This window comes from Candidatus Coxiella mudrowiae (genome assembly GCA_001077715.1).
In the GTDB taxonomy this organism is placed as follows: Bacteria; Pseudomonadota; Gammaproteobacteria; order Coxiellales; family Coxiellaceae; genus Coxiella; species Coxiella mudrowiae.
In genome coordinates this window covers 548,712-571,181 of the sequence record CP011126.1, presented here as the reverse complement: position 1 = coordinate 571,181, position 22,470 = coordinate 548,712, and the positions used below count along the sequence as shown (strand labels likewise).

The window sequence follows — 22,470 nt, the reverse complement described above, 5'->3', positions numbered from 1 at the left end:
ACACTAAGCGTCATTACATGCGACCTACCACACGTTTATAGATATAGACTAATACTCTTATTCCGAAAGAACTGGCAGAACAAGAAAGAGAAGCGCGAAAGGCAGTTATTAGCCAATTACAACAGGACCTTAACGAAGGGGACTTAATAGAACTCCATTTAATCTTACTAAAAATGGAGGGAAGAGTAGTATGGAAGGACACGTATCAAAAATGGTTACAAAGAATTATCCAGCTCCAAGTACTTCAGAAAAAAAAGAAAGTTTTATTAGAATTTTCAAGAAAACATACATTCTCCCCAATCGTTGAAGTAGCGGACAAAGAATGGAGCGTTTTACAGAGTCAACTCGAAGAAGCTTTTAGCACAAAAATTCAGAACTCTCCCTCAAGAATTGGCAGAAAATGAGACGACGTGCAAATTATCTAATCGCTCCTGGAAAAAAAGAGCCATTAGAGTCTCGCTTCTTCGATGACTACTCTAATAGACGCTCTCTATGTAGACGCTCTCTATGACATAAAAAAACAAATTAATAGTGTTTTGATAAAAGCAGAGAAATATGAAATAGGACCAAAAAGATTTCGTTCTCTTTGGAAGATGAAATTTTTTCCATAGAGAGTAGAATCAGATCCATTATTAGCCTTATTGAATATGCCCGAAATAAATATTTTTCTTTTCGAGCAAAAACAGAAAAAAAGCTTTAACGTGCGGGAACGATTCAGATTAGACTTCCGAAAGAGGCTGTCGAATGGCGCAATCCAAAGGAACTTCGTTTAGCACTAGGATGTAATTAATATTTATCCATAATGGATATTTATCCATAATGGAAATTTAACTTTCATGTACCACGAATAGAAAGATATTCTCAGTTATTAAAGATTTTAATTGAAGTTATACTATTATGCCGAAAAGAAATTATTTACAAAAAAGTAAAAAATAATTCTTCATTATCTAAAAAAAATGGACGAACTAATTGATAAATTATGTCAGCCAATTTTAATTCCCTAGCCGATGAATCATGAATTTCGATTGATGATTCAAAAATATATCGAACAACGCCTAGAAGGAGAACGAATGAATGCACTGAGAAATTTATTACAGGCTATCACCTTCCCTACAGCTCTTTTTAAAATTCGAGAGAAGCAAAGGGAGCTTCTTGCTCAAGCAGAAATTTATCAACACGAACAACAAAAAGGGGCTTACAACGAAGAAAAGCAAAACTATGGAAAGCGAAAATCTGATGGAACAGGAAATGACAATTGTACAACGCTTATTGAGAACGAAGCGAAATATATGTAGAAATTTTATATATCGTGTCGAAGTAAAGAAAATCCAGAATTAAGAAAGGCTCATTTAGAAATGGAGGTAACTGGAGCTAAAAGAACTGGGACATCAAAAGTACCCTTAGATTGGTGTCTTATAAATAGAGAAGATACTGACCATCAAACAAAAATACAAACTTTATTCGATTATGCCCTAGAGCAGTATTCTCAATTACCCCCAAAGCAATTGAGAGGAAAAAAAGAAATAGCACTTTTTAGAGAAAAAATTTTGCGGCCTCTGCTTGAACATGGAAGCCAAGTTCGTCCCAAAGTATTAAAAGTAATTAAGTTAGATTGGAAGTTACTAGATTTAATATTAGGTTTTATTTATACGACCGCACCGCACCCCTACACGATAGCCATGCGCAAATGCTTGCGAACTTATGTTCAAGAAAGCTAGAAGGAGATCATAAGCTGGGAATGGTGCTTAACGCACAGTTTAGAAATATAGCGTTCAAAGCCTATCTTAGAAATAAAAGAAGAGCGTCGCCAAACGATCCAAAGGCTTCTTCCTTTTCCCACCTTATCAACCCCACAGCAAAATTTAACTTCATTTGATCAAAAACTATCAGAAAAGATTCAGGAAGAAAAAAATTTGGCAACTCGATCTGAAAATTCAGATCTATTTACTAAATTAGAGAAATTGGCAGTGGTTTAATGCAAATACGCTACATTGTAAGACCTTATTATCGATATTATCGATTGTTTCCTAGATTCAATTTATTTACTGAATTTGAACACAATCAAAATTATGGGACTTTCAAAAAATATCGAGCTTAGTAAGGGAGAATCGGCATCTGAAGATAAAATAACTTTTGGCATGTCGGTTTTATTTTAAGAATCGGTGATGGGGGAATCTTTACACAGAAAACAAACGCGAATTATTCTACAGTATTCCTTGAACATTCTAACAGCTACCCTGTCACACACTGAGTAGGTGGTTAGCCTTTAATATAACCCAACTCGTCAATATCTCCGTTATTGGTTATTGAATTAGTTTCGCCTTGAGCATTGCGGTATATGCAGGTCGCGACCTGACATTGCATTCGAATACCAACAAAATTGCCAATAGACCGCGCTGTCATAGCATTATTATTTATTTCTTTAGATCCGAAAAAATAAATTGATGGATTAGTTAGGCTGGATTTTACAGGAAACCGCGAATAAACCCCACGTGCCATACTGTTCCTTTTTAAGTAAAAATGCGTTCTATATTTTGATTCCCTGCCTTAACTACTAAAGGAAAAGCTATAAATGTAATTAGGCATATAAAAATAGATAAACGCATACAAATAGTATATTCCACCGTTTATACCTATCGCAACGTTTAAAATAACACCCCGATACCGTCCATTTCTCTATATCTTTTCTTTGCTAATTAATGCTTTTTTTAAAGCCTCAGCTTTAGTAAGTGTCTCTTCGTATTCTGAAAGAGCGTCCGAATCTAGGACAATCGCTCCACCCACTTGAAATGTAACTATTTGATCTTTAAAAAGATAGGTTCGAATAAGAATTGAAGTATCCATACTACCATCAAACCCAATATACCCTACACTGCCGCAATAAGGTCCTCGTCGCGTAGGCTCTAATTCTTCAATTATTTCCATAGCTCTTATTTTAGGAGCGCCTGAAATAGAACCTCCCGGAAAAGCTGTTCGTAATAAATCGACAGCCTGATACTGATTTTTTAGTTTTCCTTCAATAACCGACACCAAATGATGGACTGTCTCATAACTTTCTATCTGACAATACGCAGGAACATGAATCGAATTGGAAAGACAAACCTTCGATAAATCATTTCGCATTAAATCTACAATCATCGTATTCTCGGCACGATCTTTAATGTTCGTCGCTAGTTTCTGAGCTAATAGCTCATCTTCCTTTGCATCACGTGAACGCTTAATAGTTCCTTTAATCGGCCTTGTTTCCACTAAACGATCTTGCACTTTTAAAAACCGTTCGGGAGAACTGGAAACAATAGTTGTGTCATCAAAACGAACAAAAGCTCCAAAGGGCGCGGGATTTATTGCACGAATTCGCTGATAAAGCGAAAATTCGCAATTATCTGGAAAAACACACTGGAATCTTTGTGACAAATTTACCTCAAAGATATCGCCGTCCAAAATATAATGACGACATTTCTCTACCGCTTCCATATATGTTTTTTTAGTAAAGTACCCACGAATATCATTTTCCATCACCGATGGTTCGTCAATTAATTGTGGAGTTTTAACATTTTCCAATTTCTGTAAACACCAAGAAAGACGTAACTGCAAACGACGTTTTCTTTTTTCATTATTTTTTTCAGGCAATCCGGAAGAAATAACCCATGCTTGTTTTTTAACATGATCAAAGGAAATGATTAAATCATAAAATCCTACTGCCAAGCGTGGATAACGCATGTCGTCCACAGCATAATTTGGTAAATTTTCCAAATTCCTTGTTAAATCATAGCTAAAAAACCCCACCGCTCCTCCCTGAAAAGGAGGCAACTCAGGATTTAACGAGAGTGATAATGATTTTAATTTATTATGTAGAAACGTAAAAATATTTTCTGTCCCAACCACCTTATTATTAAAATAAATTCTATCATCGCGATAAATAAGCGTAGCGAATGGATCTATAGCAATATAACTGTATCTTCCCAGTTTCGGATCAAATTTCATACTATCTAAAAAGACAAAATAATTTAATTTGTGGAAGATCACAGCGTATTCAAATGGATCTCGATAAGGGATAGAAGCCCAATAAGGCTGCTCTGTATTCGACATTTTCTTTACCCTTGCCTAGTATAAATCGCTAAAACCCACAAACCTTCGCTGGAAGTGGTGCAGCTGATTTGTTTTGTCTGTCGTATTGTGTAAAATCTTTCACACTATGATTCTGCTCATTGATAATTATGATTCTTTTGTCTATAACTTAGGTCGATATTTTGAGATCTTAGGCCATCCGATATTAATATATCGTCATGATAAAATCACCCTCACCGAAATAGAAACGCTTAAGCCCTCTCATATCGTAATTTCCCCGGGCCCTGGGGGACCCACTCAAACCGGCATTTCCCTCAATGTTATCAAACGCTTCTCCCCTCATATTCCTCTTTTAGGAGTATGTCTGGGACATCAAGCTATCGGATATGCCTTTGGCGCACAGGTATGCCGTGCTCATTATCCCATGCATGGGAAAGCCAGTCGGATCCACCACAATCAACAATCTCTTTTTTTTAAAATTCGTAATCCTTTTTCTGCAGGTCGCTATCATTCACTCATTATCAGCAAAAATCAGATCCCTGATTGCTTGGAAATTATGGCAGAAAGTCAAGAAGGCGAGATTATGGCGATTCGCCATCGCGTTTATCTCACATTCGGCGTACAATTTCATCCAGAATCTATTTTGACAGAACAAGGGCTCCAATTAATCGATAATTTCATTACTCTATCTTATGAAGATTCTAATAAACAACAATATTGATTCAATGGATTCACCAGTCATTCATAGTAATGACCGAGGATTTTTATTGGGAGACGGTTTATTTGAAACTATTAAAGTTGAAAAAGGGCATTTACTTTTCTTTCAGGAACATTACCATCGGCTGGCAGCTTCCGCTTTAAAATTAGAAATTCCTTTTAAATTCTCCCTAATCGAACTGAAAAACCAATGCAAACAACTGTTAGAAATTAATCGAATATCGACAGCAGCTTCTCTTCGAATCACCTTGAGTCGGGGCCCTTCGCCAAAAGGGATTCAAGCACCTCTTAATCCATCCCCTACCTTATTGATCACTGTTACACTTTCTAGCTCATCCCGCCCAATTTCGCCTACACTTTACATTACAGATATTAAGCGAAATGAAGCTTCTCTTTTAAGCCGATTAAAGAACTTAAATTGTTTAGAACTCATATTGGCAAGACAAGAAGCTATTAAAGCAGGATATCACGAAGGTTTAATGCTTAATACGAAAGGTGCTATCACTGAAACAAGCATTGGAAATTTGTTTGCTTTGATTAATGAAAAAATATTTACTCCTCGAATTGAGGACGGTCTTTTGCCTGGAATTACCCGAGATACAATTATCAAAATTGCTGCTCAAATAGGAAAACCGATAACTGAGAAAATCCTATATCCCGAGGATCTTTTAAAGGCCACTGAAATATTTCAAACTAATAGCCTTATTGAAATTCAATCCTTTTCCAAGATTAATGAACATCCACTTTTAACAAAGGGAAAGGCAACTATAGCCAATTTCTTTTTCGAACAGTATCAAGCCTATAAAGATAGGCATATAAAAATTAATCAGATTAAAAGCTAAGAAATTAGCTGTCGCCAAATCGCTATATTAGCCTTCCAAAAGGCTAATATAGCGAATGCTAAAATAACAATAAACAGCATTCTCATCATAAGCGGATTTTTTCTTGGTAGCAGGGTTAACACGAATACCGCTACTAAGGTGACACTCATTGTTATAAAACTCATAATGGCGGCTCCAGTAGCTTTTTCTTCGTAACCAACTAACGCCATCACGCTCACACTACTATAGGTCATTGGTAAGCCCATCATAATAAAAAAATGCGAATCATTAAGCTAAATACATTTATATAATGAAACAAAAAACAAATAAACATTAATAGACTTCTAAAAATAGTACTTCCATAACCCAATGACATGACTTGATAATCGGATAGTCGTTGACTGATTTTTCTAGCCGATAAGGCGCTGATAAATTATCCACTGTACGGAATAATCAGCAGCATCCCATAATGGGCAGAGGTTAATCCAATTTCATCGATACCTAAAAAGAGAACACGACTGGCCACAATATAAATAAACGTCGTCATTAGTGCATAAAATTGAAAATAAAGCTACACACCACGTAGTCAACGCTTGAAAATAACTACGAAGTAACGTTTTGAATCTTAGAGCGATGTGATTCTGGGGTCACCAGCGTTTCTGGTAACTACGTAGTAATAAAAAAATAATAATACCGTATCAAATAAAAATAGAAACAACCAACCCAGGATATATGTGTTGTAACAAAACTACCCAATTTGATAGAAAATACAGGAATAAATGCATACGCCAATACGGTATAACTTACTAGCAGACGAGCTTGTTCAGAAAAATAAAAATCATTAATGATCGTAAAACTAATAATCATTCATACGGCTGAACCCAATTCTATAAGAAAGCGGCCCCAAAAAACAATTTCAAGGCTATGGAGGTAAATACCAATTAAAAAAATTAAACAACTTAATAAATAAAGACTAATTCTCAAATGCGTTACAATTTTACGACCAAACCCGATTAGTAAAAGGTGAATAGATAAGTTGTCTTAACGCATATCCAATCACAAAAATAATAATAATAAATTTCTGAGTATAGCCATTTGAGACATGAAAAAAATCACTAATAGCTGGCAATGCACGACTAATCAATACTGCTGATACGGAAGGAAAGCTAATCAATAAAATTAGACATAATAAATAGGTTTTTTTTGTATTTAACCAATCCAAGACTATAATGAAGTTTATCAGTCCCTAATGGATCTAAAATAACATGGCTGAAACATCTCGCCCAGTTGATTCTTCTGATGATACTTTTTTTAAAAAAAATTGTAACCTCTATATCTTTCTTGTCTCAGGCGATGCCTATAATTAAATGATGAACGTAAAAAAACTGCCGATCAGAACATATTTTTGGTCTGATTATTTCGCTCAACACATGGGTATTGAGGCAAAAGAAATTATCGGCAAAAGGATTTGTCTGCCGCTGCTATACGATAACGATCGTAATTTTGAATTAATTATAACTTAATAAGATCAACTAGTTATGAATGAGCAGCCGCTCACCGAAGATGGTTCTCAAAAATTAATCGATTTTATAACAGATTGATACCTTATATTGCCATTAAAACTCTTTTAATTAACTCTTCAACCAATAACGTCGTAGGCATTTTATTTCAAGATCTTAAAATGAATATCCTAAATTTCTATCACTATCTGAATAAAACTTCTTACGCTCAAACTGGAGGTAAAGCTCGCAACCCCCCTTATTTAACTAAACGAGAAAAACAAGTTATCTTTTTCTTTCTAGCCAATTTAAGCAGTCAAGAAATTGTGGATATACTTTACAATCTTGAAGCAAGAAAAGTTTCTAAAGCACTATCGACAGCATTTTTAACGATCAATTATATTTCAAATTTAATTGCCAATAGCTTCCCTGCTTTATATAAAATTTTACAAGAGATGGGCTATAAAAAGAAAATTTCCAAGGAACTCTTAACCAATTCTTCGGTAAGTTTGAATATCTTAAAACCCTATTAAAACTTTGTTGTCTAAAGGAAAAAAACTCTAAAAAAAATAAAAACCTACAGAACGATAAAAATTTTGGGAAGCAAAATAATTTAATCGTTATGAGATGAAACTTTTAATCCCACTAACCTGGGGGTTTTGGCCGATTTGCTTTAAACAGAGGTAAGCAAACTTTTATTAGATTCTTTTGAGAGAGCTAGCGAGAGGTCCTGCACCAAAATTCTATATCTTATTAATTTTTTTCTAAATTATAGGATGCTTCGGGCTAAACTGGTAGGCACGATTGGTATCGAACCAACGACCCCCACCATGTCAAGGTGGTGCTCTACCACTGAGCTACGTGCCTACATTGGAGGAATGTAACTTAGCATCAGATACAAATTCGTGCAATACTATCTCCTTACGGAAACGCGAGGTATAAGCGATGACGGAACAGCCATTGTGGAGACCCTCTTAAAGAGGCTCTGACGCAAAGCTAAATGACACACCTTATTCCTTTTATTAATACACGATTTTGCTTAAAAATTGACTATTATCCAAAGCTCTATCGTTGGTCAATTGAATATCCAACTCTTTTTTTGGCAGTCAGTTGGGGAATTTTGTAAAGTAAAAGAATCTCAAAAACCTACTGAAATACTAAAAAGCTGCCCAGATACAAGATACGAAATGGTTTTTAGGAGAAAAACTCAATTTCGCTGAAAATTTATTACCTCGAAGGGAGCACCATCCCGCCTTAATCTTTATTTCAGAGCTAAGCGATTTTAAAACTTTTACTTAGAATAAGCTTTTTAACAAAGTTGCTGCTATTGCTACTTTTCTATGCCAACGCCAGGTTAAACCGGGTGACCGTGTCGTTTGGCTTTATGTCTAATCGGATTGAAACTGTTGTCGCTATGCTGGCGACTTACCAGCATTGGCTCTATTTGGTCGGCCTACTCCTCAGATTTTGGTTTGGAAGGATTGGTCGATCGTTTCGAGCAAATCGAACAAAAAGTATTGTTCGCGGTAGAAAGCTATTCTTATAAGGGCAAGACCTTTCATCATTTAAAAAATTCGCCAATTAAAAAATTTTCTACCTTCACTAATCCAGACTATTATTGTCTCAATCACCGAAGAAAAATTAGCCCTCAACTCACTAAAAAATTCTAAATTTTATCGCAATTGCTTAAAAAGTAATTCCAAGAACTTTTATTTTGAACAATTACCCTTTAATCATCCGATTTACATTCTTTATTCTTCAGGTACCACTGAAAAACCTAAATGTATGGTACACAGCGCTCGTGGCACGTTAATTCAACATTTGAAAGAATTAATTTTACATACTGACTTACACCTGAAGATCGCATTTTCTTTTATACCACGTGCAGCTAGATGATGTGAAATTGGTTAGTCAGCAGCCTTTTTGTCGGGGCTACAGTCATCCTTTATAATGAAGCGCTTTTTCATCTCACTCCTACAACCCTTTTTGATTTAATCGAAAAAGTAACCATTTCTATTTTAGACGTTGGAGCAAAAATTACAGAATCTTCTGATAAGTTAAATTTAAAACCTAAAAAAACGTACCTTTTATCAAATTTAAAAACAATTTTAAATATAGGTTCACCTTTATTACTGAGAAGTTTTGATTATATGTATCAAGAAGTAAAAACAAACGTACAACTGTCATCAATTTCTGAGATAGCGATATTATCTCTTGTTTCGCTTTTGGGAATCCTCTACTGCCGGTTTAGCGGGATGAATTGCAATGTGTTGGTCTCGGAATGAATGTAAAGATTTTTAATGAAGCAGGAAAACCCGTTATCGACAAAAAAAGGCAAATTGGTTTGTACAGCACCCTTTCCTGCAATGCCTATTTATTTTTTGAATGATCCAGATAGAAAAAATATCAAAAAGCTTATTTTGACAAATATCCCGACGTTTGAGCGCATGCGGAGACTATGCCCAAATCACCAAACACAATGGCATCATTATTTATGGCCGCTCCGACACAAGCTTCAATCCCGGTGGTGTTCAGATTGGTACAGCAGAAATTTACTAGCAAGTTGAAAAATTTGATGAAATCGTCGATTGCTTGGCAACTAGTCAGGATTGGCAAGATGATGAACGTATTATTTTATTCGTAGTTCTTTGTAAAAATAATTCCCTCACTGATGAACTAAAAGAAAAAATTCGAATAGTAATCTATAAAAATCTATCACCTCGGTAGATCGTCTTGAAATTCAATTACTTTAGGAACTTTATAGGCTGTCAGTTGATTACGACAAAATCTTAGAACATCTTCTTCTGTTAAGGATTTATCCTTCTTTATAATAAAAGCTTTAATTTTTTCGCCGGATTTTTCACTAGGCACACTAATGACAGCTGCTTCGCGAATGCTGGGATGAGAAGACAACACCTCTTCAATTTCATTAGGATACAAATTAAAATTGGGAAACAATAATCATATCTTTTCTTGCGATCCAATAAATAAATGAAACCATTTTTATCCATTCGAACAATATCACCGGTAAAGAGCCATCCTTCTTTGTAAATCACTTTCTCGGTTTCATCTGATTTTTTTCCAACAGACTTTCATTAATTGCGGTCCACGTACACAAAGCTCACCTTCCTCATCAAGGGTACTTTTTTATTTTTATCATTCCGAATGGACACATCTGTATTCGGAACCGGAAAACTAATACTATCGTTAAAAGATAGGTTTATGTTCACTATGGGGCTTGCTTCAGTTAGGCCATAACCTTCTACAACAATTTTTACCTATTTTTCAAACCACCTATCAGAAACTGATTTTTGAACAGCCATCCTACCGCCGATAGTCAATTTTAATTAAGTTAAATCAGATCGAAAAAATCCGTGTGATTTTAATAATAAATTGAAAAGTGTATTAATACTAACTAAAACCGTTAATGGTCTCTTTTCTAATGTTTTAATGAAATCTTTAATATCTCGAAGATTGTGATCAATAAACATTTAGCACCCAAACCAATAAAACAAAAACAACAAACAGTCAACGAAAAAATAGGATATAGTAAGAGCGTCGCTAGAGCAGTTTTTTGCCCCACAGATAAGGCTGTCTTTACCCATACCATTGAGCAACATTGGACAGGATATATATTACGGTGAGTTAACATCGCTACTTTGGCACACCAGTTTTTCCTCCGGTATATTGTAAAAAAGCAATATCATCCCCTTGAACATTAACTTTATCCAACGATGGTACCATTTTCTTTATATATTTTAAAACTAAATAGCAATAGGGGCTTTCCAGACAAGGCAATCACCCATTTCGTTACAATAATATGTTTGAGATCTACTTTTTCTAAAGTAGAAGAAAGAACGTTCGCGAAATTTTCCAGCACAATAAGTTCCGTCACATCGTCGTCTTTTAATTGAAAATCAAATTCTCGTTCAGTATAAAGTGGATTACAATTAACAACGACCACTCCCGACCGAAGAGCACAAAACATAGCAATTGGAAATTGCAACACATTAGGAAATATAATTGAAAAACGTTCACCTTTTTTCATTTTAAGGTATTTTTATAAATAAGCAGAAAAATCGAGACTTAAATTATCTAATTGATTGTAATAAGTCAAGGACACATTGAAATTTATAAAAGCGGTTTGGATTCCAAATTGTCTATAATAATCTTCGAATACCTCGTTTACCTCGTTGAATGAGCGATAATTTTTAACCTCTATGGTTTCAGGTACCCCAACAGGATAGGTTTTTAACTACTTTTTATCCATTAGTTCCTCTCCTTTGGTCAAAATCTGGATATTATTCGTCCGACGCGAAATCATCAACGGCAATAATTCGTAACCTCATTGGATAAGCTTCCTGTAACTGTTTCGCTTCATCGGCTCTAATTATTGTTTTTTCTTCTACCATTTTGATTTTTTTCTAGACAAGTCTTTCCACTAATTTTATTTTTTACAAAGAGCAAGATTTATTTTTTTTCTTTAAAGACTCTACAGAAATAACTTTATTTAAATCTATTTAGATTAAACTGATCAGATTATTTGGTGTTTTTTTAATATAAACATGCTTTGATAAACGTTCTCGAACCTGACTTAGATACAAAAATAATTCTGTATCCATTTCACCTAATTTTTTTGTAGGAGGTTTTATCTGTTTTCCCAAAAGAAGCACAATAGAGCATAAAAATCTAGCTAATCCTTGATGGAGCAAATTTACTAAAAATTCATTGAACTCCTGCTCTATGTGATATAATAAACTTTCACGAACCCACCCCATAACTAATTCCATTTCTCTTTCATTTTCGAATTCATAATATTTCATTACTTCAGAGCCGATATAAAGATAACTAAAAATATTGCTTAATCGCCCAGATAATCTTTCTTTTCGATTCAATTGATCGGCCCATTGTCAGCATCACAACATCAGAAACAAGAGCAAATGCTGCTGAGAGTTGTGAAAATTTTTGGTAATAGCATTTCAGTTCGCCAAGTAGAACACGAGCAAAACGTCCTTTACTCAATGCCAGAAAAAAGCGCGTACACGATTGGAAAAGAAATACCCTAAATGAGAAAAAATAGCTTCATCGAATTTCTCTAATTTGCCTTTTTGAGAAGCTTTCATCTATTTTAAAACGTAGGGGTGGAAACAAAGAGCTCCCTGACCTAAGATAATAATTGATCTTGTTAAATATTAGCTCCTTCAACAGTGATACCCATTGGGCTTTCAATGAAACCTTGAGCTAAATAATTATGAGGACCCATGCAAATTCCTTTACCTCCGTGGATATCCATGGCGTGATTAACTACTTATCTACTCAATTGAGTAATGTGATATTTACTGATCACTGAAGCTAAAGCTGATTTATAACCTTGATCCACTTCAGCTACTGTAAACAAACGCAGCGCTTCAATTAAAAATCCATACCTCCCAATACGTGTTAAGGCTTTCTGTGTCCTGCTGCTAAACTCTCCATCAAAATTCGCCATCCATGTCCCGCCATTTTCACTCTTCCAATAATAGAATCGATCGGAATAAAAACGTCTTTACCTTGAGTGGGACCATTTGGAAACTCTGAGCATAGGGGGGGAATGTCTGCATCTAATTACGACACCAGAAGTTTGTACCGGAATTAATTACACAGGTAATTCCGATATTTTCTTGATCTCCAATTAAGCCGATCTGGATCATAGAGTTTAAAGGCCAGACCGAGCAAAGTAGCTACAGGAGCTAGGTAATACTGTTTATTCCAATTTAATCGAATAGCTAGCCCTCGTTCGTCGTTAAATTCGTGATGACAAACTATGCCGTAATCTTTAATTGCACTAGCATCCGATCCTGCAACAGAGCTTGTTAGAGCAAAACAAGGGATCTCTTCACCCTTTGCTAAACGGAGCAAATAATAATTTTTTTTGTTTTTCAGCTCCATAAGCAAGCAATAATTCCACCGGGCCTAATGAGTTGGGAACACTCACTACAGTTCCAACAGCAATACTCATTCTGGCGATTTTGGCGATTATTTGGCTATGTGCTAAAGTGGAAAATTCTTTGCTGCTGTAGAATTTAGGAATAATAAATCCAAAAAAACCTTGTTTTTTTTAAATGATCCCGAATTTGGTTTGGAATATTAAAAAATTGTTGATTTATATCCTAATCATCGATCATGGCCACATTAAATCTTCGACAGAGCCATCTAAAAATGCCTGTTCTTCCACTGATAATTTGTCTTTAGGAATGCTTTGTAATTTATACCAATCGGGCATTCCAACTAAACAATTCTCCTTCCCACCCTACATTTCCTGCAGTCAATGCTTCACGTTTCGTTATTGATAATTGGGGCATTCGTTGACGGTATAGTAAAGATAAAAGTTTACATGAAAAAATTTTTCGGCGTAATGACAATACATTGAATAAAACGGATAATATTAAAAATACAACCCATAAGCTAACTAGAACCCCAAAAAGTGGCTTTACTAAAAGCGTAAACAAGAAAAAAGAACAAAAACATAACTAATTATCCAAACAATCAAGAAAGCCCGATTAAATGCAAGAACAAGTCTCACGATAAGGAATAAAAGAATCCAGACCAAGGCCAACACAGCATACTCCTTTCTAACAATCTAATTGAAACTTACCTGCCTTTCCATTTATCGATAGAGAATTAAAATGACCAACAGCGGAATCAACATCATCAATGCATTATCATCAATCCATTGAAAGTTTCTCCATTCTACCATCACTACCAAAGGCCCCATTAATAAACCAAGAAGCCAATCAATCTTAAACCATGAGCTCGCCAACCACCAAATTAGCATGACAACAACCACACCCAGAAAAAAATCCACGTTGTGCCTAATCGGGTATGTCTCGTAATTCGCCAAGGAGGGGATCAACGAGAGAACAGGAAGCAATAATGGGAATAGCGTATTGTTTTCCGAGTGCCAATAATAAAACCACACAAAGACTAATAACGGTCCAGGCAAAAGAAGAAACCATACGCCCTTCGCGTTTACGCTGCCCCCATAAAACCCATTTACGTCTCAAGCGTACGATTTCAAATAAAATAACTATTGCTATGATAACTAACAATAAGGAATGAAGTGACAAACCCAAAAAACGGGCGACAGAAATGGAATAGGAATAGTAAAGAAAAGGGATGATGATTATAGCTATGTGTGAAGTAAGCGACGAAAAAGATGGGCACCTAAGACAGCAACCGTGCTGTAATAATGAGGCGTGTCTAACAATAATTCCTTGAGCTAATCACAGTGAGTTTAACATAAAAACTTTATTAAATAGGGGATTTTCGTCTTGCCAAAATTACAGGAGCAGCACTCACAAGTTCAGCATTATAAATAAAAGGCTTGGATACTTTTGTTTTCTGTTTGATGGGGCTCAGATGATCATAACCCTCAATATCGCCTTTAAATAAGGTTCATACTAACATATCACCACATTGTATTAAAATAATACAATCCAAACCAATTAATTTCTCAATATTTTTCGCATAACTGTGAATGCCTGCCTGCTACATTCTGCTTTTATGAAACGGGGCTCCATAGCATCATCGGGTATTACAAACTGGACTGCATTTTATTTTTTCTTTAAAAATAAATCCAATTCTTCTTGGATATTCTCATCTTACTTCTGCTTTGTAGTTGAGATTTTACTTATTTGCAAAACCATCGGCTCCTCCTGAAAAACCACTTGCCCCACGTATTGAGGCACAGGGCCTGTTCTATGCATTAACCAATCCTAACTACAATGGACACACCGAGATTTAAAAGCGCTTTAATATAGAGTCGAACCAATTTTTCTAGCAAAGTGTGTTTTTTCCGCCTTCCTAGTGCTGTAAGGTCGTGTTGGCAATACTCGTTTTTTGGCAAATTCTCGTCGAGATAATTGGGTCATTTCCCTCACAGCTTGAACAGGCTTTGCTCGGGCTAACCCGCTCATCCTTCACCTCTTTCATGATTGACTCCTCAGCTTCCCACCCTCTTCCCTGTAAGGTAAGAAATATCTCACATAAAAATAGCAAATATCTGTATGTACCATTTGTACCAAATTTAGTTCAATATCCGGGACAAAACAAAAAAGGCCAACATGCTTTTAATAAAAGTATTGATTGGCCTGAAAAAAGGTTTGAAGCGATAGCTCGCACACTACTTCTCTCAGACATACACGGAGATGTTCACCACACATCGCCTGACATGTTTAGTGTAGCTTGTTGTCGCCTCATTTTTTAGGCGGTAATTGTTATCATGGAGAACAGGGATGATGCTACACCAATTAATTATGGTATCCGCTTTTTCAGAAATTATAAAAAACCAATTACAAAAGCCCCATATTTTACTCGTAGAAGACAATTCGCTTATGCAGCAAATCCATCTTTCGTTCCTTAAAAATTTAAATTGTAAAGTGCGATTGGTCAAAGACGGCAAAATAGCCTTAGCTTTTTATCGAAACAATTACGACCTTATTTTTTAGACATTCAGTTAACCGATATGAATGGCATCGAAGTTTGTGAAATCATTCCACGGAAATCGTAGCGCACATCGATTATCGCATTAACGTCGAAAAACGGCCCAATTAAACAACGGTGGCTCGCGGCTGGTATGAATGATTTCATTTCTAAACCAACCAAATAAAGAAATATTAAAGCAAGCGCTTTCTTTTTGGATACCAAATTACTTAGCTTAATTTACAAAGAATTTCAGCCGGGTAACTTTCTGAGCTCAGGTGAATTTGGATAATTAATTTTTAATAACTGATAGCTGGAATCCGCCATTTTTGGCAGATCTAACGCACGGTAAGCTTGGACCATAATCGCCAAGCCTTTGATCACCTCTGGCGAACCTTGAAAATGTTGCACTACGTACGTAGCGCGATTAGCAGCTGCGACATAAGCGTGGCGTTTCAGATAAAATTGGGCAATCATAATTTCGCGTTGGGCCATTAAATTACGAATATATTTCATACGTGTCAACGCATCGGGAACATAAGGGCTTTGGGGAAACGTATCTACGAGCGTAGCGAAAGCTCTATAAGATTGTTGCAAAGTACTTATATCGCGAGACGCAGGATTTACGCCCGCTAATTTTTGTACCCAAGATAATCCTAAGTCAAATCCAACAATCCCTCGCATGTAATAAGCATAATCCACATGACGGCCTCGGGGATATAATCGAATATAACGATCAGCTGCAACGATAGCTGAAGCAATATCTCCATTTTTATAATAAACGTAAATAACATCGAGCTGAGCCTGTTGGGCATGGGGACCAAACGGATAAATGGCATCCAACGCTTCAAAATTTTTGACAGCTTCTGAATAATTTTTTTTCGCCAGAGCTTTTTCACCAGCCGTAAATAATTCGATCGAGGTTTTCCCACGATACGCTTGGTAAGGATCAACGTCTTTTCCTGCACAACTCGTTAAAACGCAGAGATAAAGAAAAGTAAGAATAAAAAATAACTTTTTCATGAGTCCTTCTTCTTGCTTGTGCTAGCAATTATAAAAAACGCAGCCATTATAGAGCAACTCATTCTAGAACGAAACCGTGGTTTTTATCGCTCATCTCATGAAGAAGGATATGAGAAAGTAGGCGAGGGTCAAGGCTTACAGAATCTGATATCATGCCTCCATGAATCCCCAAAAAATTTCTTTAAAAGGCATCGTTCCGACTGAATTAGTGGGAGTACGTCTTGACCAAGCTTTGGCTAAGTTATTTCCCGATTATTCTCGCTCCCAACTACAAAATTGGATTCAAGCCGGACATGTTCGCGTCGATGGCACTCAAAAAATGCTTACACGGGAAAAAGTACAAGTCGATCAACTGATTGAAATAACCACGCACCTTGCCCCCAGTGAACGATGGATTGCTCAGGCACTGCCTTTAAACATCCTTTACAAAGATGAAGCATTACTTATTATTAATAAACCCGCAGAGCTGGTGGTCCATCCTGGGGCCGGTATTCTCAACCACACATTAATCAATGCCTTACTTCATTATGATCCCCAATTAGCTATTCTCCCTCGCGCAGGAATCATTCATCGATTGGATAAAAACACTTCAGGGCTCCTTGTAATCGCTCGTAATTTAATCTCCCATCATGCATTAACCAAAGCCATGAAAACACGAAAAATTAGTCGAGAATATGAAGCTATTGTAAAAGGTATACCTATTTCCGGTCGAACCATCAGTGCTCCAATTGGACGTCATTCGATACATCGCACTCGTATGGCCGTCCTCAACAATGGCCAAGAAGCAATCACTCATTTTCGCATTCTTCAACGCTATCGAGCACACACGCACATTCGAATTCGGTTAGAAACGGGCCGCACCCATCAAATCCGTGTCCATATGGCCCATATTCATCATCCCCTCGTCGGGGATCCCGTCTATGGCAGTCATATCGGTGTTCCCGCTTTCCTTTCCAACTCACTCAAAGCTACTCTAAAAGCTTTTCATCGTCAAGCGCTTCATGCAACCACTTTGCAGCTATCTCATCCTTTGACCCAGCAAACGATGGAGTGGCACGCTCCTCTACCCAAAGATATGCTGGATTTATTAAAATCTTTAGCACAAGACAATGCCCATGCCACCTAACTTTATCTTTCCCGATTGGCCAGCACTTCCCTCATATTAAAGCTGCCACTACTACCCGCCAGGCAGGCAATTTAGCTCTTCATGTGGATGATAATCCCGTAATCGTCCAAGCCAACCGACAAAAATTAATCCAGTCCTTAGAATTGCTCGCTACCCCCCGTGTGTGGCTTAACCAAATCCACAGTAACCAAATTATTTGTCTTAATCAACTACCTACTTCCCCTCCCACAGCCGATGCCGCTTACTGCAACGTGCGTCAACAAGTTTGTGCCATTCTAACAGCTGATTGCTTACCAATTTTGATCACCGGTACTAAAGGCTGTGAAATTGCGGCCGTCCATGCGGGTTGGCGAGGTTTGGCGGGAATAATTAACTATACTTTTGCAGTGTTTGAAGCTCCACCCAATGATTTTCTGGTATGGCTCGGGCCCGCTATCGGCCCCTGGGCTTTGAAGTTGGAGAGGAGGTTCGGCAAGCTTTTCTTAACCGTCATACGGATTATCAAAAGGCCTTTACCGCCCACAAAGACGACCGCTCTGGTTGGCTAACATTTATCAGTTAGCCACCATCAATCTCAATCATTTAGGCGTCCACCGTATTTACGGAGGTCACTTTTGTACCTATTTCAATCACCAGCTTTTTTATTCTTATCGTCGAGAAAAAGGACAAACTGGTCGAATGGCGACGGTTATATGGATCAATACCTAAGAAAGCGGTAAACTATAGTCCATTGAAATTCACTAGTATCTTAAAGTGGTGAGTGAGTATGAAAAAATTAGCATGCGTTATTATCAGTAGTATTACCCTGGCACTTTCTCTTTTTCCTTTCAGTGGTTATGCACATTTAGCTCCCGACTTCAATGGCAAAGTAGTGTCCAGTCTTGCACCTATGTTGAGTAAAGCTACTCCCAGCCTCGTTAATATCGCTGTGGAAAAACTCATTCCAAAACCAGTTAACCCATTCCAACCGGAAACTGAGCAAGATTTAACTCCTACAAAAGTTCTGGGCGTTAGCTCAGGCGTCATTATCGATGCCCAAAAAGGTTACATTGTTACCAATGCTCACGTGATAAAAGACCAAAAAATTATGTTAATAACTCTTAAAGACGGTCGTCGATATCGAGCTAAAATAATCGGAAAAGACGAAGGATTTGATCTTGCTGTGATTCAAATTAAAGCAAAACATTTAACCCAACTTCCCTTTGGCAATTCCAACCAACTGAAAGTAGGGGATTTCGTGGTAGCTATCGGTAGCCCCTTTGGGTTAACTCAAACGGTGACTTCTGGTGTCGTCAGTGCTTTAGACCGCCAAGAACCTCGTATTGATAACTTTCAAAGTTTTATCCAAACGGATGCCCCCATCAACCCCGGCAACTCAGGAGGTGCGTTAATTGATTTACAAGGTCGATTAGTGGGTATCAATACAGCGATTGTCACACCCTCTGCCGGAAATATCGGCATCGGCTTTTCCATCCCTAGCAATATGGTCAAAAGCGTCGCCGAACAATTAATTAAATATGGAAAAGTGGAGCGAGGTATGCTCGGAGTGACTGCCCAAAATATCACTCCTGAACTGGCTAATGCCCTCAATTTAAAACACAGCGAGGGCGCTTTAGTGACTAAGGTCGTTGTTGGTAGTTCCGCGGAGAAAGCCGGTCTTCAAGTACAAGACATCATTGAATGCGTCAACCAGAGTCCTATCCATACTTCTGAACAATTACACAACATGCTCGGATTAGTACGACCTGGAACGACCATCCATTTAACCGTACTGCGCAACCACAAAACCGAAAAATTAACAGCTACAGTAGGTGATCCTAAAGATGTGCTTCTGGAACGTAAAGTTCCATTTTTGGGAGGAATGCGGTTACAGAAATTTAGTGATCTCGAACTAGATAGTACATTTTTAAGCGGTGTTTTGGTCACCAGCATCGATGATCACAGTGAGGGCGCATTATCTGGTTTACAACCGGGGGATATTATTTTGAGCGCTAACAATCAAGTAACTCCCACAGTAAGCGAATTAATGAATATTGCAGAGAAAAAACCTAAGCAATTACTGCTAAAGGTAGCGCGAGATTCCGAACAATTATTTTTAGTGATTCAGCCAACGCAGTAGCAGCAATTGATGAAAAGATGTACGAAATTTTTATTTGCCCTAGGTGCAGCCATTTGCGTGATTGTCGTTGGAGTTTTCGTATTTTCTTCACATAAAAAAACAGCCGCCCCGTCAGTTTTCCCCGTTTGGGTAAATTAAGTCCTGTGGAGGTGACCGATATGCCTACGGGGCCACAGCGACCGGGACTTTAGCAAATAATCAGACAGACATCAGTCCAAAAGTGGCGGGGTATGTTACTAAAATAGCTTTCACACCAGGAGGCACATTCGTCAAAACCGGCTCAGTTCTTATCCAGTTAGACAATCGAAAACAACAAGACGACGTAGCGGCTGCGCAGGCAGATTTAGAATTAAGTCAGTTACAATTTCAACGTGATTTAAAAGCTCTAAAACAAGGTTTAATTCTGCAAGCCACGCTCTATAATGACGAAATCGCTCTAGACAAAGATTAGGCTCTTCTTAAAACCGATCAAACGGCTTTACAAGATATAACTACTCTGACGGCGCCTTTAAAGTGGCTATATTGGAGCTAAACAATTTAGTTTAGGCGATTATGTGAGCCCTTGAGAAAAAGTCATGACATTGATTGATCAACATAAGAATTAAATCTCGTTTACAATTTACCAAGCCGATTTGTTCCGCAAATAAAATTGGATCAGCCGGTTTTAATCACGGCGGACTTTCTTCCAGATCAAAGTTTCAAGGCTAAAGTCAATTACTTCGCTCCTTATCGATACCAATTCTTAAGCCGTTGAAACTCATGCTTTGTTAAATAACGAAAAAGGAATTTTAAAACAGGGTCAATTTATCACTGTTTCACAAACTTTAGGCATTTTAAAGAATGCTATTTTAATCCTAGAAAATAGTTTATTCACGAGCCTAAATGGCTACTACGTCTTCGAAGTTAAATAAAACAAAGCGGTTTCAGTGCCGGTAAAAGTAGCGCGCACACCCTTATTGAAAGGTGCAAATTATTTCGGGGTTAGGGAAAGGCGACCAAATTATTACCACGGGCAGGATCAAATTAACAACGAGGAAAGAGTGAAGATTGTCCAATGAATCTCTCCCAAAATCTGTATTAAACGACCGGTCCTCGCGCTAGTATTATCTTGTCCTCTGTAATTGGGATAATGGGATTTAATAGTCTCAACATCCGTTTTTTCCAAATTCGAAAAAAATATTATCAATATTACGACCTCTTACCTGGGCACTAATGCAAAATTAGTTGAATCAAGCATCACCACTCCACTGGAAGAAGGGATTAGTGGCATTCAAGGTATTGATAATATGATATCCCAAAGCTTTTAAGGCGAAAGCTTCGTCCAATTGACCTTAAAATCCGGCTCTGACTTTTATCAAATTGCTAACCAAATACGCGATAAAGTCGAACAAGCCCGTTCACAATTGCCAAGCAGCGTTAGTGCCCCCGTTGTTAAGTGGGTTGGAGCAATACGAGTTTAATGGACGTGGGATTTAGCGCATTCAATGAGAGAGCGTTCAAAAAATCGAACAAATATCGGGAATTACTGACGTAGAGGTAGCAGGCGCCAATCAATATGCCATCCACATTTGGTTGGATTCCGAAAAAAAATGGCGGCGCTGGGATTGAGCGTTAATGATGTTCAAGCAGCCATTTAAAACAGCAATATTGAGCTTCCGACCGGCAAAATTAAGGGAACTTCTATTAATTACCCCATTACGGCCGAAACTAAACTCCATACCGCCAATGAATTTAATATTAATAATATTATATTGTAAAAAATAGCAATAGCTATCTTATTCGCGTTAAAGACATCGGGGGAAGCAAAATTAGGCGATGACATATTCAGACTAAAGTATTGTAACGCTTAATGGCAAGCCTGGTGTATTACTGAGCATAAACAATACCACCGATGCTAACCCTATTGAAGCAGCAAAGAACGTTAATCAATTACTCACACAACTGAAACCACAATTACCGCAAGGGATGGAAATCGTTCCCTCCTTCGATATTTCTACTTACATGAACGAATCTGTTCATGAAGTATATCTTTCTATTGGCATGGCCATTTTATGTTTAATTTTCATCATCTTTTTTTGTTCTTGGGACGTTTATGCACAGTCATTTTGCCTATTGCTCCTACTATCCTCATCTGTTTAATTGTCTCTTTTGGCGCCATGTATTTATTCGGCCTTAGCATTAATGTCATTACTCTACTTGCTTTGGTGTTATCCATTGGATTAGTGGTTGATGATGCTATTGTCATGTTAGAAAAATTTATCGCCATATTGAGAGTGGTGAAAACCCCTAATAGCAACGATCGAAAGGAAGCAAAGAGATTACTTTCGCGGTGATCGCTATGAAAATTACTCTCGCTGCCATCTATGCGCCTATTGGACTTATGCACAATCAAATCGCCAGTATTTTTCGTTCTTTTGCCTTCACTCTGTTAGGCGCCCTAATAATCTCCAGACTTGTTGTGCTTACTTTATCACCGATAAGGGGATTACCGAAAGTCGCACTTTCTCTTCATATTCGAGAAAAAATAAACATTGGAAATGGCTTTTAGTCAGCGGCATCATCGCTTTGATTCTTTCTTTTGCCATTTGGACCGGCTTGACCCAATATTATACTTGGACAATAGGATTATTCGTGGGT

24 protein-coding genes, 1 tRNA gene and 3 pseudogenes are annotated in these 22,470 nt (G+C 37.3%); 15 read left to right on the top strand and 13 right to left on the bottom strand.

Features of this window, described 5'->3' with window-relative positions; all coding sequences use genetic code 11:
• Positions 1–1,007 precede the first annotated feature (1,007 nt).
• Together CleRt_RS02795 and CleRt_RS02790 are read left to right on the top strand one after the other, a co-directional pair.
• Positions 1,008–1,295 carry a hypothetical protein gene (locus tag CleRt_RS02795; RefSeq protein ID WP_048875113.1) on the top strand — a complete coding sequence of 96 codons (288 nt, stop codon included), beginning with the start codon at positions 1,008–1,010 and terminating at the stop codon, positions 1,293–1,295.
• 60 nt (positions 1,296–1,355) lie between these two features.
• Positions 1,356–1,718, top strand: coding sequence for a BTB/POZ domain-containing protein (locus CleRt_RS02790; RefSeq protein ID WP_048875112.1), 363 nt, complete (start codon positions 1,356–1,358; stop codon positions 1,716–1,718).
• A 541-nt stretch (positions 1,719–2,259) separates the two neighbouring features.
• On the opposite strand, the gene CleRt_RS02785 is transcribed toward CleRt_RS02790, so the two are convergent.
• Positions 2,260–2,499, bottom strand: a complete 240-nt coding sequence (locus CleRt_RS02785; RefSeq protein ID WP_048875111.1) for a hypothetical protein — start codon at positions 2,497–2,499, stop codon at positions 2,260–2,262.
• Positions 2,500–2,676: 177 nt separating this feature from the next.
• Entirely contained in the window at positions 2,677–4,089 is a 1,413-nt protein-coding gene (gene pabB, locus CleRt_RS02780; RefSeq protein ID WP_048875110.1) for an aminodeoxychorismate synthase component I, read from the bottom strand.
• A 106-nt stretch (positions 4,090–4,195) separates the two neighbouring features.
• On the opposite strand from pabB, the gene CleRt_RS02775 reads away from it, so the two are divergent.
• On the top strand, positions 4,196–4,789 hold the full coding sequence (locus tag CleRt_RS02775) for an anthranilate synthase component II (protein ID WP_048875109.1): 594 nt from the start codon (positions 4,196–4,198) through the stop codon (positions 4,787–4,789).
• Between the two features lie 4 nt (positions 4,790–4,793).
• Positions 4,794–5,627, top strand: a complete 834-nt coding sequence (locus tag CleRt_RS02770) for an aminodeoxychorismate lyase (RefSeq protein WP_235379175.1) — start codon at positions 4,794–4,796, stop codon at positions 5,625–5,627.
• On the opposite strand, the gene CleRt_RS02765 is transcribed toward CleRt_RS02770, so the two are convergent.
• Positions 5,624–5,860, bottom strand: a complete 237-nt coding sequence (locus CleRt_RS02765) for a hypothetical protein (RefSeq protein ID WP_157870824.1) — start codon at positions 5,858–5,860, stop codon at positions 5,624–5,626. The two genes, CleRt_RS02770 and CleRt_RS02765, sit on opposite strands and share 4 nt — an antisense overlap.
• 1,427 nt (positions 5,861–7,287) lie before the next feature.
• Between CleRt_RS02765 and CleRt_RS02755 the strand changes: the two genes are divergently transcribed.
• On the top strand, positions 7,288–7,638 hold the full coding sequence (locus tag CleRt_RS02755; RefSeq protein ID WP_162198814.1) for a hypothetical protein: 351 nt from the start codon (positions 7,288–7,290) through the stop codon (positions 7,636–7,638).
• A 259-nt stretch (positions 7,639–7,897) separates the two neighbouring features.
• Here the strand turns inward: CleRt_RS02755 and CleRt_RS02750 are convergent.
• A tRNA-Val gene (locus CleRt_RS02750) sits at positions 7,898–7,972 on the bottom strand.
• A gap of 539 nt (positions 7,973–8,511) precedes the next feature.
• Between CleRt_RS02750 and CleRt_RS11520 the strand changes: the two genes are divergently transcribed.
• Positions 8,512–8,775, top strand: a complete 264-nt coding sequence (locus CleRt_RS11520; RefSeq protein WP_053097854.1) for a hypothetical protein — start codon at positions 8,512–8,514, stop codon at positions 8,773–8,775.
• A 1,045-nt stretch (positions 8,776–9,820) separates the two neighbouring features.
• Here CleRt_RS11520 and CleRt_RS02740 read toward each other — a convergent pair.
• The 8 genes and pseudogenes from CleRt_RS02740 to CleRt_RS11510 form a co-directional block, all read right to left on the bottom strand.
• Positions 9,821–10,063 carry an AMP-binding enzyme gene (locus CleRt_RS02740; RefSeq protein ID WP_048875104.1) on the bottom strand — a complete coding sequence of 81 codons (243 nt, stop codon included), beginning with the start codon at positions 10,061–10,063 and terminating at the stop codon, positions 9,821–9,823.
• A 766-nt stretch (positions 10,064–10,829) separates the two neighbouring features.
• Positions 10,830–11,153, bottom strand: coding sequence for an AMP-binding protein (locus CleRt_RS02735; protein WP_048875103.1), 324 nt, complete (start codon positions 11,151–11,153; stop codon positions 10,830–10,832).
• Between the two features lie 472 nt (positions 11,154–11,625).
• Positions 11,626–12,000 carry an acyl-CoA dehydrogenase domain-containing protein gene (locus tag CleRt_RS02730; RefSeq protein WP_048875102.1) on the bottom strand — a complete coding sequence of 125 codons (375 nt, stop codon included), beginning with the start codon at positions 11,998–12,000 and terminating at the stop codon, positions 11,626–11,628.
• Positions 11,954–12,154 (bottom strand): annotated as a pseudogene (locus CleRt_RS13945) (acyl-CoA dehydrogenase domain-containing protein); the annotation flags it as partial. The gene CleRt_RS02730 and the pseudogene CleRt_RS13945, both read right to left, overlap by 47 nt.
• Positions 12,155–12,413: 259 nt before the next feature.
• Positions 12,414–12,593 carry a hypothetical protein gene (locus tag CleRt_RS02725; protein WP_048875101.1) on the bottom strand — a complete coding sequence of 60 codons (180 nt, stop codon included), beginning with the start codon at positions 12,591–12,593 and terminating at the stop codon, positions 12,414–12,416.
• Between the two features lie 387 nt (positions 12,594–12,980).
• A pseudogene (locus CleRt_RS08860) lies at positions 12,981–13,187 on the bottom strand (acyl-CoA dehydrogenase family protein); the annotation flags it as partial.
• Positions 13,188–13,751: 564 nt separating this feature from the next.
• Complete coding sequence (locus tag CleRt_RS11515) at positions 13,752–13,949, bottom strand: hypothetical protein (RefSeq protein WP_235379174.1); 198 nt, start codon at positions 13,947–13,949, stop codon at positions 13,752–13,754.
• A 7-nt stretch (positions 13,950–13,956) separates the two neighbouring features.
• A complete protein-coding gene (locus CleRt_RS11510) occupies positions 13,957–14,148 on the bottom strand; it encodes a hypothetical protein (RefSeq protein ID WP_235379173.1) in 192 nt (63 codons plus the stop codon).
• A 1,230-nt stretch (positions 14,149–15,378) separates the two neighbouring features.
• Between CleRt_RS11510 and CleRt_RS11505 the strand changes: the two genes are divergently transcribed.
• Positions 15,379–15,591: a response regulator gene (locus CleRt_RS11505; RefSeq protein ID WP_235379172.1), complete on the top strand. Its 213-nt coding sequence runs from the start codon at positions 15,379–15,381 to the stop codon at positions 15,589–15,591.
• A 226-nt stretch (positions 15,592–15,817) separates the two neighbouring features.
• Here the strand turns inward: CleRt_RS11505 and CleRt_RS02705 are convergent, their stop codons facing one another.
• Positions 15,818–16,588 (bottom strand): outer membrane protein assembly factor BamD, encoded by a 771-nt coding sequence (locus CleRt_RS02705; protein ID WP_048875099.1) that lies wholly within the window; start codon positions 16,586–16,588, stop codon positions 15,818–15,820.
• 160 nt (positions 16,589–16,748) lie between these two features.
• On the opposite strand from CleRt_RS02705, the gene rluD reads away from it, so the two are divergent.
• The 8 genes and pseudogenes from rluD to CleRt_RS11485 all read left to right on the top strand — a co-directional run bounded on the left by rluD (position 16,749) and on the right by CleRt_RS11485 (position 22,381).
• Complete coding sequence (gene rluD, locus CleRt_RS02700; RefSeq protein ID WP_048875098.1) at positions 16,749–17,714, top strand: 23S rRNA pseudouridine(1911/1915/1917) synthase RluD; 966 nt, start codon at positions 16,749–16,751, stop codon at positions 17,712–17,714.
• Between the two features lie 83 nt (positions 17,715–17,797).
• A complete protein-coding gene (locus tag CleRt_RS02695) occupies positions 17,798–18,262 on the top strand; it encodes a purine nucleoside phosphorylase YfiH/LACC1 family protein (protein ID WP_306686803.1) in 465 nt (154 codons plus the stop codon).
• Positions 18,255–18,422 (top strand): laccase domain-containing protein, encoded by a 168-nt coding sequence (locus tag CleRt_RS13130; RefSeq protein ID WP_306686802.1) that lies wholly within the window; start codon positions 18,255–18,257, stop codon positions 18,420–18,422. The genes CleRt_RS02695 and CleRt_RS13130 overlap by 8 nt, the downstream gene beginning before the upstream one ends.
• A gap of 58 nt (positions 18,423–18,480) precedes the next feature.
• Positions 18,481–19,833, top strand: a complete 1,353-nt coding sequence (locus CleRt_RS02690; RefSeq protein ID WP_048875097.1) for a Do family serine endopeptidase — start codon at positions 18,481–18,483, stop codon at positions 19,831–19,833.
• Between the two features lie 220 nt (positions 19,834–20,053).
• Complete coding sequence (locus tag CleRt_RS11500) at positions 20,054–20,284, top strand: efflux RND transporter periplasmic adaptor subunit (protein WP_235379171.1); 231 nt, start codon at positions 20,054–20,056, stop codon at positions 20,282–20,284.
• A 688-nt stretch (positions 20,285–20,972) separates the two neighbouring features.
• On the top strand, positions 20,973–21,140 hold the full coding sequence (locus CleRt_RS13125) for an efflux RND transporter permease subunit (protein ID WP_306686818.1): 168 nt from the start codon (positions 20,973–20,975) through the stop codon (positions 21,138–21,140).
• Positions 21,141–21,669: 529 nt separating this feature from the next.
• Entirely contained in the window at positions 21,670–21,972 is a 303-nt protein-coding gene (locus CleRt_RS11490) for an efflux RND transporter permease subunit (protein ID WP_306686817.1), read from the top strand.
• Positions 21,885–22,381 (top strand): annotated as a pseudogene (locus CleRt_RS11485) (efflux RND transporter permease subunit). The gene CleRt_RS11490 and the pseudogene CleRt_RS11485 overlap by 88 nt, the downstream one beginning before the upstream one ends.
• The last annotated feature ends 89 nt before the right edge of the window (positions 22,382–22,470 follow it).